This window comes from Pseudomonas sp. TE3644 (genome assembly GCF_056278815.1).
The window spans coordinates 4,096,398-4,111,603 of the sequence record NZ_JBWBQF010000001.1; the positions used below are offsets into that span (position 1 = coordinate 4,096,398).

Genomic DNA, 15,206 nt, shown 5'->3' on the forward strand with positions numbered 1-15,206 from the left:
CTCGAGGGCCAGCGCAGCCTGGCGGCAGCGGCTACGGATTACGCCTGGAGGCCATGCCCTGTAGCCGCTGCCGAAGGCTGCGCCGGCACTTGGCCACGCTGGAGATGTGGAGCGTTCTGGAGGGCCAGCGCAGCCTGGCGGCAGCGGCTACAGGTTATTCCTTCCACCCCCCACCCAACGCTTTGTACAAATCCACCTCAGCCGTCAACTGCGCCAACCGATCCGTAATCGCCGACTGCTGCGCACTGAACAGCGAGCGCTGGGCGTCGAGGAAGGTCAGGTTGCTGTCGATGCCAGTGCGGTAGCGGCGCTCCGCAAGGCGGTAGTAGTCCTGGTTGGCTTGCACCAGGTCTTTTTGCGCCAGCAACTGCTGCTTGTAGGTCTGCCGCGCGGCCAGGCCGTCGGAGACTTCCTGGAAGCCGGTCTGGATGGCTTTTTCGTAGCTGGCAACGTTGACGTCTTTCTCGATTTTCGCGTAATCCAGGCTGGCCTTGAGGCTGCCGGCGTTGAAGATCGGGATGTTGATGCTCGGCGCAAACGTCCAGGTGCCCTGCCCGCCCTTGAACAGGTGGCCCATGTCGGCGCTTTCCGAACCAGCACTGGCCGTCAGCGTAATGCTGGGGAAGAACGCCGCCCGCGCCGCGCCAATGTTGGCGTTGGCGGCCTTGAGGGTGTGTTCGGCCTCAAGGATGTCCGGGCGGCGCTGCAGCAGGTCGGACGGCAGGCCCGCGGGCACCTCGGCCACCAGGTCGCCGGCCAGCGGCTGCCCGGCGGGCAGGTTGTCGGGCAGGTGGGTGCCGAGCAGCAGCACCAGGTTGTCCATGTCCTGGGCCACGGCGCGCTGGTACTTGGCCAGGCTGACTTTGGCGGTTTCCACCGAGATGCGCGCGGTGCTGACGTCCAGCGCGGTGGAGATACCCACCTCGCCGCTGTGGGCGGTCAGCTTGTAGCTCTGCTCGTAGGTGGCCAGGGTGTCCTGGGTCAGCGTGAGCAGTTCCTTGTCAGACTCCAGGGTGAACCAGGCGTTGGCCACGCTGGCCACCAGGCTGATCTGCGTGGAGCGCCGGCCTTCATCGCTGGCCAGGTAGGTTTCCAGGGCCTCCTTGCTGAGGCTGCGCACGCGGCCCCACAGGTCCAGTTCATAGGCGCTGACCCCCAGGGTGGCGGTGTATTCACCGCCCACGCTGGTCTTGCCGGTGGTGCTCAGGTCAGCCGGTGTGCGGGTGCGCGTCGCCGTGCCCCCGGCGGTGACCGCCGGGAACAGGTCAGCGCGCTGGATACGGTACTGGGCGCGGTAGGCCTCGACATTCAAGGCCGCCACGCGCAGGTCGCGGTTGTTGTCCAGGGCGGTGTGGATCACTGCCTGCAAGGCCGGGTCACGGAATACTTGCTTCCAGCCCTGCTCGGCGGCGGCCTGGCTGGCCGCCTCCTGGGCTGGCGCGTACGCCGGCCCTTGCGGGAATTGCGCGGCCACCGGGGCGGCAGGGCGATCGTAGTGCGGGATCAGCGAGCAACCGCCGAGCATGAACGCCGCCAGGGCCAGACACGTCAGGGGACGGATCATTGTGCGGTCTCCTCTTCAATAGCAGGTGCGGGTTCGTCCTTGGCCTTGCGCTTGTCGCCAAACAGTGACGAGACGCTGACGAAGAACAACGGCACCCAGAAAACAGCCAGGGTGGTGGCGGTGAGCATGCCGCCGATCACGCCGGTACCGATGGCGTGCTGGCTGCCGGCGCCGGCACCGTGGGAAATGGCCAGGGGCACCACGCCGAGGATGAACGCCAGCGAGGTCATGATGATCGGCCGCAGACGAATCCGGCAGGCCTCGATGGCCGCCTCGGTGTAACTGCGGCCCTGTTCGTGCAGCTCTTTGGCAAATTCGACGATGAGGATGGCGTTCTTCGCCGCCAGACCGATGGTGGTCAACAGCCCCACCTGGAAGTACACGTCGTTGGACAGCCCGCGGAACGTGGTGGCCAGCAGCGCACCGATGATCCCCAGGGGCACCACCAGCATCACCGCGATCGGGATGGACCAGCTTTCATACAGCGCCGCCAGGCACAGGAACACCATCAGCATCGAAATGGCGTACAGCGCTGGCGCCTGGGAGCCGGACAATTTCTCTTCGTACGACAGACCGGTCCAGGAGTAACCGACACCGCTCGGCAAGGTAGCCGCAATGCGCGCCACTTCGGCCATGGCCTCACCGGTACTGTGGCCCGGCGCCGGGGCACCGAGGATTTCCACCGCCGACACGCCGTTGAAGCGCGACAGCTTCGGCGAGCCATACACCCACTTGCCACTGGCGAAGGCCGAGAACGGCACCATGGTGCCGGCGCTGTTGCGCACGTACCACTTGTTCAGGTCTTCAGGGTTCATGCGCGAATCGGCCTTGCCCTGGATGTACACCTTCTTCACCCGGCCACGGTCGATGAAGTCGTTGACGTAGCTGCCACCGAAGGCATACGACAGGGTGTCGTTGACGTCAGCCACGGTCACGCCCAGTGCTTCGGTGCGTTCGTCGTCGAGGATCAGCTGGTACTGCGGCTCATCGTCCAGGCCGTTGGGACGAACCTGGGACAGGATCGGGCTCTTGGCGGCAGCGGCCAGGAACTTGTTGCGCGCTTCCATCAGCTTGGCGTGGCCAACCCCGGAGCGGTCCTGCAGGTACACGTCGAAACCACTGGCGTTACCCAGTTCCATCACCGCCGGCGGCGCGAAGGCAAACACCATGGCGTCACGGAAGCTGGCGAAGTGTTTCTGCGCACGGGCGGCCAGGGCGCTGACGCTGTTGGAGGCGTCACGCTGGTCCCACGGCTTGAGCATCACAAAGCCCATGCCCGAGTTCTGGCTGCGGCCGGCGAAGTTGAAGCCGGTCACGGTGAACACCGAGCTGACGGCGCCGGATTCATCCTTGAGCATATAGTCACGCATGCGGTCGATGACCTGCTGCGTACGCTGGGCCGGGGTGCCCGGTGGCGTGGTGACCTGGGAGAACAATACGCCCTGGTCTTCCTCAGGCAGGAACGAGGACGGAATGCGCGTGAACAGGAAAATCATGCCGCCCACAATCAGCGCATAGGCCAGCAGGTACGGCACCTTGTGGCGCAGGATGCTGATCACGCCTTTCTCGTAACGGTTCACGCCACGGTCGAAGGTGCGGTTGAACCAGCCGAAGAAACCGGTGGTTTTGCCGTGGCTGCCCTTGGCAATCGGCTTGAGGATGGTGGCGCACAAGGCCGGGGTGAACACCAGGGCCACCAATACCGACAGGGCCATGGCCGAAACGATGGTGATGGAGAACTGACGGTAGATCACGCCCGTGGAGCCGCCGAAGAACGCCATGGGCAGCAACACCGCCGACAACACCATGGCAATACCCACCAGGGCGCCCTGGATCTGGCCCATGGATTTTTTCGTGGCTTCTTTCGGTGACAGGCCGTCCTCGGCCATCACCCTTTCGACGTTCTCCACCACCACGATGGCGTCGTCCACCAATAGGCCGATCGCCAATACCATGCCGAACATGGTCAGGGTGTTGATGCTGAAACCGGCGGCGGCCAGGATACCGAAGGTACCCAGCAGTACCACGGGCACCGCCATGGTGGTGATCAGGGTGGCGCGGATGTTCTGCAGGAACAGCAGCATCACCAGGAACACCAGGATGATCGCTTCGATCAGGGTCTCGACCACACCGTGGATGGAGCCGGTGATGACCGGGGTGGTGTCATACGGGTACACCACCTTCACGCCTTGCGGGAAGAAGGGTTCCAGTTGCTTGACGGTGTCGCGGATGGCCTTGGCGGTGTCCAGCGCGTTGGCGCCGGTGGCCAGTTTGATCGCCATGCCCGAGGCCGGCTTGCCGTTGTACTCGGAGCTGATGCTGTAGTTCTCGCCGCCCAGGCCCACGTCGGCGACGTCGCCTACGCGCACTTGCGAGCCATCGGTGTTGACCTTGAGCAGGATTTTCTTGAACTGCTCGGCGGTCTGCAGACGGGTCTTGCCGATGATGGTGGCGTTGAGTTCCTGATGCGCCACCGACGGCAGGCCGCCCAGTTGCCCCGAGGACACCTGCACGTTCTGGTTGGTGATGGCGGTGGACACGTCGGCCGGGGTCAGCGCGTATTTGTTGAGCTTGGCCGGGTCCAGCCAGATGCGCATGGCGTACTGGGCGCCGAACACCTGGAAGTCACCCACGCCGCTGGTGCGCGAAATCGGGTCCTGCATGTTGGAGACGATGTAGTTGGCCAGGTCGTCCTTGGTCATGCTGCCATCGTCGGACACCAGGCCGATCACCATCAGGAAGTTCTTCACCCCCTTGGTCACGCGGATGCCCTGGTTCTGTACTTCCTGGGGCAGCAACGGGGTGGCCAGGTTGAGCTTGTTCTGCACCTGCACCTGGGCCATGTCCGGGTTGGTGCCCTGGTTGAAGGTGGCCTCGATGGTCATCGAACCGTCGGAGTTACTGTCCGAGGAGATGTAGCGCAGGTTGTCGATGCCGTTGAGCTGCTGCTCGATCACCTGCACCACGGTGTCCTGCACGGTCTGCGCCGAGGCGCCCGGGTAAGTCACGGTGATGTCGATGGCGGGCGGTGCGATGCTGGGGTACTGGTTGACCGGCAGGTTGAGGATCGACAGGGCGCCGACCAGCATGATCACCAGGGCGATCACCCAGGCGAAGATGGGCCGGTCGATAAAGAACTTGGACATGGGTTACTCCCCTTTTGCCGCGACGCTGGCCTGGACATTCACCGGGGCCTGGACGTTGCTGGCTTCGCTGACCTTGACCGTGTCACCCGGGTGCACGTACTGCAGGCCCTCGGTGATCAGGCGGTCGCCGTCGTGCAGGCCGTCCTGGATCAGCCAGTCGGTGCCAGCGGTGCGGTCAGCCTTCAGCTCACGCAGCTCGACCTTGTTGTCGGCGTTCACCACCAGCGCGGTCGGGGTGCCCTTGAGGTCGTGGGTCACGCCCTGCTGGGGCGCCAGGATGGCGGTGGCGGCAACGCCGGCCTGCAGTTGTGCGTGCACGAACATGCCGGGCAACAGGGTGTGGTCGGGGTTGGCGAACTTGGCGCGCAGGGTCACGGAGCCGGTGCTTTCATCCACCGACACTTCGGAGAATTCTAGGGTGCCGTCCTGGTTGAAGCTGCTGCCGTCTTCCAGGGTCAGCTTGACCTTGGCGGCGTTGTCGCCGGCTTTCTGCAGTTGCCCGCTGGCCAGCTCCTTGCGCAGTTTCAGCAGGTTGGCCGAGGACTCGGCGACGTCGACGTAGATAGGGTCCAGCTGCTGGATGGTGGCCATGGCGGTAGTCTGGGCGCTGGTCACCAGCGCCCCCTCGGTCACGCTGGAACGGCCGATGCGGCCGTCGATCGGCGCCAGCACCTTGGTGTAGCGCATGTTGATCTGCGCGGTCATCAGGGTGGCCTGGTCCTGCAGCTCGGTGGCCTTGGCGTTGTCGTATTCCTGACGGCTGACGGCCTGCTCGCTGATCAACTGCTTGTAGCGATCAGCCAGGGACTTGGCCGAGGCCAGGCTGGCCTTGGCGCTGGCCAGGGTGGCCTCGTACACCGATGGGTCGATCTGGTACAGCTGCTGCCCGGCCTTGACGTCGGAGCCTTCCTTGAACAGGCGCGACAGGATCACGCCATCCACTTGCGGACGCACCTCGGCCACCCGGAATGCGGTGACGCGGCCAGGCACTTCAGTGGTCAGGGCGTACGGCTGGGGGTGCAGGGTGACAACGCCCACTTGGGGCGTCTGCTGGGCGGGTGCTGCCGCCTCTTGGTTACAGCCGGCAAGCAGGCAGGCCAGTGCCGCCGCCGAGACCAGTGTGGTCACGCAAGGCTTGAGTTTCATGAAAAATCCTCTGTGCAACTAGGTAGGTAGCGTTGCTGAAAACGATGCCGGACATGGCCCGGCGCAGCGGACGTGGCCGTGGTGGCGGCGTCCGGAGTCAGCCAATGGTGGAGAGCCTATTGCACAAATGTGGATTGACTATGGAGACGTGCATGCAGGGGGGCACGTGATGCGCAGGCGATTGGCGGCGTCGCAGAAAAGGTTGAACCCTGCGGGCCAGAGCGGTTCGCAGATTGTGAGGGCGTCGATGGACGGCGCTGTGTCTTCAACTCACACGGAGTGAGCGATACCTTTCTGCTTTTTTTCTCAATGCGGTGGTGTGCACCACTGCGGCCCACGACAACTGCATGCCGGCGCAGTTTTTGTGGATGCCGCCCAAGTACCTGACCGATGAAGTGCGGGCGACGCAGTGCAATGCGCGGGCGGAACAATTGAACAAGGCGCAGACCGATCGGACGATGTTCTACCGCTGCGATGCGCGGCGCGGGGCATAAAAGGAATCTGTAGCCGCTGCCGCCAGGCTGCGCTGGCCCCCTGCCCCACTGAAGATCTTCAGGGTTCACACCGGCCAGCGCAGCCTGTCGGCAGCGGCTACAGGTCAGGCGGCGAGTTGGGCTTCGATGGCCTTGAGCAACCGCGCATCATCCGCCGTCACATCCGGCGCAAAGCGCCCCACCACCTCGCCGGTACGGCTGATCAGGAACTTCTCGAAGTTCCACTGCACCTCCGGCACCGGGTTCACCGGGATGCCCTTGCCGCTCAGGCGCTCGCGCATCGGGCCTTCGCCGACGGCGTCGGGGACGGCGCGGGTCAGGGCGTGGTACAGCGGGTGCTGGTCGTCGCCCACCACCGAGATCTTCGAGAACAGCGGGAACTGCACGTTGTAGGTCAGGCTGCAGAACGCCTTGATCTCTTCATCGCTGCCCGGCTCCTGGGCCTTGAAGTTGTTGGCGGGGAAGCCGAGCACTTCCAGGCCCTGGGCGCGGTGGGCTTCGTAGAGCTTTTCCAGGCCTTCGTATTGCGCCGTCAGGCCGCATTTGGAGGCGACGTTGACCACCAGCAGCACCTTGCCTTCATAGGCCTTGAGGGTCTGTGGCTGGCCGTCGATGGTGGTTACGGGGATGGAGTGGATGGTGGGCATGGCGGGCTCCGTGGGGGAATGAACAGATTGAAGACTGTACCACCGTAGCCGCTGCCGCAGGCTGCGCTGGCCTTATGCCTCACCGAATATCTTCAGCGCATATGAGGGCCAGCGCAGCCTGGCGGCAGCGGCTACAGGGTCGCTATGCGCGGGTCATGCAGCGGGCGCGGCGCTCGTCGACGCGGCGGGCGAACCAGGCGGTGGTCAGGTGGCGGGTGATTTTCGGGCTTTCCAGCGTGATGCCCGGCAGGATCGCCCGCGGCACCGGTTTGCCGGCCACTTGGTCGGCCAGCTCGAAGACGCGCTGGTACACCCGGGTGTCTTCGAAATCCAGCTGCTCGCCCTTGTCCAACGCCTTGCGGATGTCGCCGTTGCTCATGTCCAGGCGCTTGCCCAGCGAACGCACCGCAAGCTCGGTCTGGCCAGGGCTGATGGCGCTGTAATCGATCAGGTCACCGTCCAGCGCCAGCCGGATTTTCACCAGGCGGTTCAACGCAGCCTGGAAAGCGGCGTTGCGGCTGGCGTAATGCCCGGCGTTGAAATCGGCGAAGCGATACAGCGGCTCCGGATAATGCACGGGATAACCGAGCAAATGCGCGGTGCCGAAATACACCCCGCCGCGACGGCTGAACACCTCCCGACGCACGGAGCCTTCCACCGGGTACGGGTAGCCCCGCGCATTGGCCTCGGCAAACGCCACACTGACCTGCATGGGCCCTGCGGTGTGCACCGGGTTGAAGTTGCCGAACAATTGCCGCCCCAAGGGCACGATGCCGATGAAATCGTCAAACACCGCGCTCAATTCACGCTCCGAACGGGCGCTGTTGATGCGTTGCGCGTAGGTCTTGCCAGTTGGCGAGGTGAGGCCCAGCGCGGCGTCGACGAGAAACCCCGGCACATGCACGCGAGCCGCGCGGCGGTCGATTTCCTGACGGGCGATGCGGCCCAGGCCCGGCACTTGCGGGTCGGCCTGGAAGTTGGATTCCTGCTCGATGACGGCGATCACCGAACACAGGTTCTGGTTACTGGGTTCCAGCGACTGGGCTTCGAAGGCCGTCTGAATGTCCGTGGCCCAGCCCTGGCGATTAGTGGCCGAGGGCGGCAACAGGCGCGCCACTTTCGCGCGCACCTGTTCGGGCGTGAGGGGCGTTTGCAGCGGCTGATGACTACAGGCGGCCACGGCCAGCAATCCAATCAACAGTAAAACGTGTTTCAGCTCGCTCAATCGCCCACCTCGGGTTCAGGGTTCAGTCATCAGCATAGGCCTGCGGCTCGGTGGCCGTGCGGTCGATGCGCGCGCCCATGGTCTGTTCGAACGTGGCCAGCGGCATCAGTGCCTTGCCGTCAGGGCCGGTGTACTGCACCCGGTATGGCGCGTCGTGGCTCAGCTGGCGCAGCTGGTCCATGCTTTGCGCCACGTACGCCACGCTGACGAAGCGTTGGCCGGTGCTGGGGTTCAGCCAGCGTTCGAACAACAGCGTACCACCGGGTGCGGCATCGTTTTGCGGGTACTGGGCAATCTTCCAGTCAAAGCCCAATAAGGTACGCAGTTGCGCAATATTGCCGTCATGCCCCACGTACGCCAGCCAGCTGGCCGCAGGCGGGCTGCCGGCGACCGATCGGTCGGTTTCGTCCAGGCCCAGCAGCACCTGGCTGAGCAATTGCGAAGCACCGCGCTGGGCAATGTACGGCACGTGCTGGGTCAGAGCGTATTTGGCCCCGCGCAGTTCCATCAGCGCCGCCACTTGATCGGCGTTGCGGGCGTGCCCGAAGGCCACCTGATCCAGCGGCAGGCCTTCGGCGTACTGCATGCGGATGGTTTCCGCCATGCTGGCGCCCACGCTCAATGGGCCGCTGAGCTTGACCGTGGTGCCCTTCTCTTTCAGGCCCCACGGTTGTTGGCTCAAGGTGCAGCCCTTGGGCTGGGTGCAGGGGCTGGGCACGCCCACCACTTGCTGCATGCGTTGCAAGGCCGGTTCGTAACGCGCCTGGGCCGCCTGTGGGCTGCCGCCCATGGCCACTCGCATGGCGTGCTCGGCCTGTTGCCGATCCAGCGCGCCCAAGCCATTTTCGCTGGGGTGGAACAGCCGGTCCTGGCTGGCGCGCCCGTGGTGCACGGGGATCGTACAGCCAGGGAACATGCCTTCCAGCAGTGCCTTGCCGGTGGCACGGGTGCGCGAGGCCGGGCTGGCCCACAGGTACGCCTGATCGGCGGACGGGCAGCCGCTGGCGGTCAGCAGCCCCTGCCCTTGCAGGTACTGCCGTTGCCATTGGCCCAGCAGCACGGTGGCGGCGTAGCCATGGGCGGTCAGCAGGCCGTCGGCCACGGCGAACTTGGCCCAGGGTTTAGCTGACCAGCTGTCCAGCTCCGGGGTGTCGGTGGCCGGGCGGATGCCGTGGCGCATCACCAGCACCACCTTGTCCAGGCGCAGGCCCTGGGTATTCAACGCCTCGGCGTGGGCCAGGGGCGTGGCTGCCAGGGTCATGGCCAGCAGCAGCGCACGAAACGGTTTAGAAGTCATAACGGGCATTCACGCTCAGGGTCCGTGGCGAACCGGGTTGCAGGTAGTTTTCCTGGTACCAGGTCCAGTATTTCTTGTTGGCCAGGTTAGTGACGTTGGCGCCGAAGGTCACCGCGTGGCCGCCGGCCAGTTTCAGGCGGTAGCCGCCGCCGGCGTCGAACAGGTTGTAGGCGCCCAGGGTGTTGACGTTACCCGAGTCCACCGCCATAGGGCCAATACGCTGGGCACCGGCACGCACGAACAGGCCGGGCAATGCGCCGATACGGTAGGTGGCCTGGGCGGCCGCCTGGTAGTGCGCGGCGCCGGCGGCGCGGTTGCCGTCCACATCGCCGGCGTCCATGTACTCGGAGTCCAGCGACATGATGCTGCCGTCCAGGGTCAGGTTGTCGATGGGGTCGACGCTGGCGTTCAGTTCCAGGCCCTGGTAGCGGATGGTGCCGCTCTGCACGTATTCGTTGGCGCTGTTGGTGTACTCGGCGCCACGGTCGATGCGGAAGGCGGCGGCGGTGGCGCTCCAGTTATGGCGCTGCACTTTCATGCCGATTTCATACTGCTTGCTGCGCAGCGGGCCCAGGGTGGTGTCTTCGTTGAGGGTGCCGGTGGGCGCGGTGCCGCCCGCTTCCAGCGACTCGACGTAGCTGACGTAAGCGGTGAGGTCCTTGATCGGCTTGTACATCAACGCCACGGTCGGGGTGGCCGGGCGTGCCTTGTAGTTCACGGCATCACTGGTGGCGGAGTCGTGGGTCTGCTCGCGGAAAGTCTCGTTGCGCAGGCCCAGCATCAGCGACCACTGCTCGCCCAGACCGATGGTGTCGCTGGCAAATACCGCGCTTTCCTTGATCTGGTCGTCGCCGTAGGTGCCGCCGCTGTAGTCGATGTTGTACACCGAGAAGCGCGTCGGGTCGTAGAGGTTGCCGGTGCCCACGGTGGTCTTGGGCGTGTTCACCGATTTGCGCGAATCCAGTTGCGAGTAGGAGCCGCCCAGCACCACGTCATGGCTGAACCAGCCGGTGTTGAACTTGCCTTCCAGGGTGCCCATGGCGTCGTTGTATTCGTAGCCGTGGTACTCGGAGGTCACCTTGTCGGAGTAATCGGCGTTATTGCTGGTGATCTGGTACTGGTCCTTCACGTAACGGCGGTCAGAGTCGCTGTATCGATACGCCAGTTTGCCCTGCCAGTTGGGGGAGAACTGGTAGGTGGCCGACAGGGTCGACAGGCTGTAGTCGACGTCGGTGTAGGAGCCATTGCTGTACAGGCGCTTGCTGCCGTCGATGGCCTTGGGCAGCGAGTACTTGGTATTGACCACGATGTCGGTGCCGCCCGACGTGGCGCGCTGCTGGTACAGGGTGTCGAAATTGAGGGTCAGGTCATCGGTCAGCTTGGCATCCAGCGCCAGGCCCACGGCCGTGCGGTTCACCTTCGAGCCGCCGCTGGCCGCATCGCCCTCCTCGTGCACCAGGTTCAACCGGTAGCCGAAACGAGGGTCGTCCAGCCGCCCGCCCACGTCGATGTGCTCCTTGTAGACGTTGTCCGACTGATAACCGGCATCGACACTGAAAATGGTCTTGTCGGTCGGCCGCTTGCTCACGTAGTTGACGATACCGCCCGGGCTGCCGAAGCCGTACATGAAGCCCGACAGGCCCTTGAGCACCTCGACGCTGTCGAACATCTCCAGGGGCATTTCCACGCCACGGTTGATGTTGGCCATGCCGTCGACCTTGTAGCCGTTCAGGTCATCCAGCGGCAGGCCGCGCACCGCCAGGGTGGCCGGGTGGGTGCCGTAGCTGGAGCTGATGGAGGTCACCGAGGCGTCGTATTTCACTGCCTCGGAGAGGATGCCGGCCTGGCGCTGCTGAATCTCTTCGCTGCTCACGCTCTTGAGCGAGAACGGCGTGTCGATGGCGGCCTTGCTGCCCAGCGCGCCGCTGGACATTTTCTTGTGCAGGTCGGGCTTCTTGGCCTTGGCGGCCTTGACGGTCACCTGGGGCAAGGTGGCCAGCACGCTGTCGTCAATGACCGGCGCCGGGTCGGCCGCCCAGATCGAGGGGGCCAGGGCGAAGGCGGCAAGGCCGGCACCGGTGCGCAGGGCCAGGGCGTGGAACGGATGAGTGCGACGCATGACAGTACCCAGATAAAGGGCGCACGAGCCCCGCCCGCCCAGCAGTGGGCAGGGGGAATCGCAGCATTGGATTAAGGGGTGACGGCTTGAGTGACGAAGCCGATTTTTTCCAGGCCGCCGTTTTGCGCGGCGGCCATCACTTGCACGACTTTCTCGTACGGGGTGTCACGCTGGGCGCGCAGGTGCAGTTCAGGCACCGGCTGGCGCGCCGCAGCTTCGGCGATCAGCGCGGGCAACTCGCTGTCGCTGATGTCGCGGTCGTCCCAGTGCAGGTGGCCGACGTTGTCCAGGGCCAGGTCCACGGCCACCGGCGGCTTGTTGTCCTGCTGCGCGGCGGCGTGGGGCAAGTCGATCTTCACGCTGTGCTGGATGGCCGGCACGGTGATGATGAAAATCACCAGCAGCACCAGCATCACGTCCACCAGCGGCGTGGTGTTGATCTCCGGGTTGAAGCCGCCGTCGTCGTCCATGTCGTCCTGCAGGGCGCCGGCCATTACACGTACTCCGCGCGGGCCTGGGGCATGGCGCGCTGTGGCGACTGGCCCTGGGGGGTGGCGCGGGCGCCGATCACCAGCAGGTCATGCAGCTCGAAGGCAAACTTGCCCAGTTCGGCCAGGGTCTGCTTGTTGGTGCGCACCAGCAGGTTGTAGGCCAGGGTGGCGGGGATGGCGACGGCCAGGCCCAGCGCAGTCATGATCAGGGTTTCACCGACGGGGCCTGCGACCTTGTCGATGCTGGCATCGCCGGTCAGGCCGATCTTCATCAGTGCGTGGTAGATGCCCCACACGGTACCCAGCAAGCCCACGAACGGTGCGCTGGAGCCGACGGTGGCGAGGATCGCCATGCCGCCTTGCAGGCGGGCGCCCACCACCAGGGTGGCCTGGCGCAGGGCCCGGCTCAGCCAGTCACTGAAGGCCGGTGGGTTCATGCCGCTGTCCAGCGCTTCGCGGTGCTGGGTGGCGGCGGCCACGCCGGCGTGGGCCAGGGTGGCATAGGACGGCTCGCGGTTGAGCTGGCGAACGCCGTCGCTCAGCGTCGGCGCGGCCCAGAAGCCGGCCAGCAGGCGCGGGGCGCGCAGACGGGCCAGGCCCAGGCGGACCAGCTTGTCGGCGATCACGTACCAGGACGCCAGCGACATGATCAGCAGCATCAGTGCCACGCCACGGGTCACGGCGTCTGCCTGCCCCCACAGCATGTCCATTCCCAGAGAAGCGTTTTGCATGGTGTAGTCCTCGCAGTCATCAATCGGTAAAACGCACCCGAGCGCCGTCCTGGCAGGAGCGCCAACAGGGGTGAGTCAGGGTAAGGGGGGTGTTGCGGTCAGCTGTCGAGCTGGAAGCGCAGCGGCACGATCACGTACACCGACATGGCCCGGCCGTCCTCGCGGTAGGGTTTGAACAGCGCCGCCCGCGCGGCCGCCCTGCCCGCCTCGTCCAGGCTGCCGAAACCGGAAGAGCGCAGCACATCGATGTGCCCTGGCTTGCCGCTTTCATCCACCAGCACGCGCAGCACCACGGTGCCTTCGTTGCCGTCCTCGCGGTCGCGGTCGGGGTATTGCGGCTCGGGGGCGCGCAGGTATTCCACGCCGTGGGTGATGGTTTTCGGCGGTGCTGGCGGCGGGGTTGGCGCCGCTGCTACTACGGGGGCGGCGGCCGCTGCCGGCGTGGCGGCCACAGCCGGGGCTGGCGTAGGCACCGGCGCCGCCACATGGCGTGGCGCAGGCGTGGCCTTGGCCACCGGTTTTGGCACCGGGCGCGCCACCGGGGTGGGCGGCGGTGGCGGTGGCGGCGTCGGCGCGGCCGGGGGTTGCGGCGCGGCAGCCGGGGCCGGTACCGGCTCGTTGATCACCGAGGCGTAAATGGTACGCGGCTGGCTGACGGCCAGCGGCGTGGGCGCCTGGCGCGCAAACCAGCTCAGTGCCAGCACGTGCACGGCCACCACCGCGGCCACCTTCAAGGCGCGCGACGGCGCCTGGGTGGAAACCTGTGGCAAGGGCATGGGTGTGCTCAAAGCGGTTTGCATCGTCGTGACTCCCCACCTGGCCTGGTGCCAGGGACTGCTGTCCAATTCGCGCTGCATCGTCCCCGCGTCGGGGTCGGCAGTTTGTGGGGGGCGATGGTAGTTACCGGATATTACAGACGGGTTACTTCGCGTAGGTAATTGGTATTAATTCGCTTACACAACCTGAAGTGGCGAGCGCTTTACCTTCGATATCGCGTTGGGCACACTCGGCCTTTTTTGCCGAGGCCATGCCATGACCGAGTCGACCACCCACGTGCAGATCAGCCGCTTCCAGCCCAGCGACGAGGCCGGTGTGATCGAGGTGATCCTGCCCATCCAGCAAGCCGAATTCGGCATTGCCATCACGGCGGCGGACCAGCCGGACCTGCGCGCCATTGATGAGTTTTATCAGCAAGGCTGCGGGGATTTCTGGGTGGCCAAGGTGGACGGTCAGGTGGTGGGTACCCTTGGTCTGAAGGACATCGGCGAAGGGCGAGCGGCGTTGCGCAAGATGTTCGTGGCGCAAGGGTATCGCGGGGCGGCGTTTGGCACGGCGGCGCGGTTGTTGGCGACGTTGCTGGTGGCGGCGCGTGAGCGCGGGGTGCGGCAGATTCTGCTGGGCACGACTGCGCAGTTTCTGGCGGCGCATCGGTTTTATGAGAAGCATGGTTTTGCCGAAGTGCCGAAGGCGGACTTGCCGGCCTCGTTTCCGTTGATGGCGGTGGATAGCAAGTTTTATGCGCTGGATCTGGGTGCCTGATACTGCCCCCCCATCTACAGCGGGGCACGTTGCAACAAACGTGGGAGCGGGTTCTACCCGCGAAGCGCCGCGCGGGCGGCGCTCGATCTCAAGAGCGCCACTTAACCCAAGACATGCACCTGTGAGCCTTGATGCGCTTGCCTGGCTGACCTATCGATGTTTCTGCGAAGGTTCTGGCTGGAGATTGCATCATGGCTACCAGGTGCTAGCCGATGGTTTTGCGGCGTTCTTGAGATCGCGCGCCGCCCGCGCGGCGCTTCGCGGGTAGAACCCGCTCCCACATTGGTTGCAACGTACCATGGCCTGTGGGATCTGCGTTGTCAGCCTTGTGTGCAGGGCGTTGGATGTGCGTTGAAAAAAATGGTTTTGGCCGCGACGGATTTTCACCGCCGCGCCGTTAAACCTTCAGCAGCGTTCACCCTCGAACGCGCCTGAAGGAGCTGTCATGAGACTTTCCCGACCTCTGGCCACACTGCGCCATGTCCTGATCATCCCATTCGCGCTGGCCTCGCTGATGAGCGCGCCGGCGTTCGCTGAAGCCGAAATCCTGATCCGCCAGGCGCCGCCGCCCATGCGCGCCGAGATGATGCCACGTGAACGTCCCGGCTATGTCTGGGACCAGGGCCACTGGCGCTGGGCCGGCAACCATTACGAGTGGATCCCGGGCCATTGGCAACCGGCCATGCGCGGTGGCCACTGGATTCCTGGCCACTGGGCGCAACGCGGTCCAAACTGGCGGTGGGTGGAAGGCCACTGGGCCCGCTGAGCGCGGCCCGTCTGATGCCTGGCCTGCGGACCGAGACACGC

General features: G+C 65.2%; 13 protein-coding genes. 3 read left to right on the forward strand and 10 right to left on the reverse strand.

Annotated elements, in window-relative coordinates; translation table 11 throughout:
* Positions 1-154: 154 nt before the first annotated feature.
* From adeC to ACZ9GA_RS18030, 3 genes are read right to left on the reverse strand one after another with little or no spacing between them, the layout of a single operon-like run.
* Positions 155-1,564: an AdeC/AdeK/OprM family multidrug efflux complex outer membrane factor gene (gene adeC, locus ACZ9GA_RS18020; protein WP_457361409.1), complete on the reverse strand. Its 1,410-nt coding sequence runs from the start codon at positions 1,562-1,564 to the stop codon at positions 155-157.
* Positions 1,561-4,710 carry an efflux RND transporter permease subunit gene (locus ACZ9GA_RS18025; protein WP_457361408.1) on the reverse strand — a complete coding sequence of 1,050 codons (3,150 nt, stop codon included), beginning with the start codon at positions 4,708-4,710 and terminating at the stop codon, positions 1,561-1,563. Before ACZ9GA_RS18025 ends, adeC begins: the two co-directional genes overlap by 4 nt.
* A 3-nt stretch (positions 4,711-4,713) precedes the next feature.
* A complete protein-coding gene (locus ACZ9GA_RS18030) occupies positions 4,714-5,856 on the reverse strand; it encodes an efflux RND transporter periplasmic adaptor subunit (RefSeq protein ID WP_457361407.1) in 1,143 nt (380 codons plus the stop codon).
* Positions 5,857-6,203: 347 nt separating this feature from the next.
* On the opposite strand from ACZ9GA_RS18030, the gene ACZ9GA_RS18035 reads away from it, so the two are divergent.
* Positions 6,204-6,350, forward strand: a complete 147-nt coding sequence (locus ACZ9GA_RS18035; protein WP_457361406.1) for a hypothetical protein — start codon at positions 6,204-6,206, stop codon at positions 6,348-6,350.
* Positions 6,351-6,454: 104 nt separating this feature from the next.
* Here the strand turns inward: ACZ9GA_RS18035 and ACZ9GA_RS18040 are convergent, their stop codons facing one another.
* The 7 genes from ACZ9GA_RS18040 to ACZ9GA_RS18070 form a co-directional block, all read right to left on the reverse strand.
* Positions 6,455-6,997, reverse strand: coding sequence for a glutathione peroxidase (locus ACZ9GA_RS18040; RefSeq protein ID WP_457361405.1), 543 nt, complete (start codon positions 6,995-6,997; stop codon positions 6,455-6,457).
* Between the two features lie 142 nt (positions 6,998-7,139).
* Complete coding sequence (locus ACZ9GA_RS18045) at positions 7,140-8,222, reverse strand: DUF1615 domain-containing protein (protein ID WP_457361404.1); 1,083 nt, start codon at positions 8,220-8,222, stop codon at positions 7,140-7,142.
* A gap of 22 nt (positions 8,223-8,244) precedes the next feature.
* Positions 8,245-9,519 carry a histidine-type phosphatase gene (locus ACZ9GA_RS18050; protein ID WP_457361403.1) on the reverse strand — a complete coding sequence of 425 codons (1,275 nt, stop codon included), beginning with the start codon at positions 9,517-9,519 and terminating at the stop codon, positions 8,245-8,247.
* Positions 9,509-11,638 carry a TonB-dependent receptor gene (locus ACZ9GA_RS18055; protein WP_457361402.1) on the reverse strand — a complete coding sequence of 710 codons (2,130 nt, stop codon included), beginning with the start codon at positions 11,636-11,638 and terminating at the stop codon, positions 9,509-9,511. The genes ACZ9GA_RS18050 and ACZ9GA_RS18055 overlap by 11 nt, the downstream gene beginning before the upstream one ends.
* A 71-nt stretch (positions 11,639-11,709) precedes the next feature.
* Complete coding sequence (locus ACZ9GA_RS18060; protein WP_455924549.1) at positions 11,710-12,132, reverse strand: ExbD/TolR family protein; 423 nt, start codon at positions 12,130-12,132, stop codon at positions 11,710-11,712.
* Entirely contained in the window at positions 12,132-12,860 is a 729-nt protein-coding gene (locus ACZ9GA_RS18065) for a MotA/TolQ/ExbB proton channel family protein (protein ID WP_457361401.1), read from the reverse strand. Before ACZ9GA_RS18065 ends, ACZ9GA_RS18060 begins: the two co-directional genes overlap by 1 nt.
* Before the next feature lie 98 nt (positions 12,861-12,958).
* Positions 12,959-13,660 (reverse strand): energy transducer TonB, encoded by a 702-nt coding sequence (locus tag ACZ9GA_RS18070; RefSeq protein WP_457361400.1) that lies wholly within the window; start codon positions 13,658-13,660, stop codon positions 12,959-12,961.
* Between the two features lie 232 nt (positions 13,661-13,892).
* Here ACZ9GA_RS18070 and ACZ9GA_RS18075 point away from each other — a divergent pair, with 232 nt between their 5' ends.
* Both ACZ9GA_RS18075 and ACZ9GA_RS18080 read left to right on the forward strand, forming a co-directional pair.
* Entirely contained in the window at positions 13,893-14,399 is a 507-nt protein-coding gene (locus ACZ9GA_RS18075) for a GNAT family N-acetyltransferase (RefSeq protein ID WP_457361399.1), read from the forward strand.
* A 445-nt stretch (positions 14,400-14,844) separates the two neighbouring features.
* The gene (locus ACZ9GA_RS18080) at positions 14,845-15,165 is read left to right on the forward strand and encodes a YXWGXW repeat-containing protein (protein ID WP_457361398.1); all 321 of its coding nucleotides are present in this window, start codon (positions 14,845-14,847) and stop codon (positions 15,163-15,165) included.
* Positions 15,166-15,206: the final 41 nt, after the last annotated feature.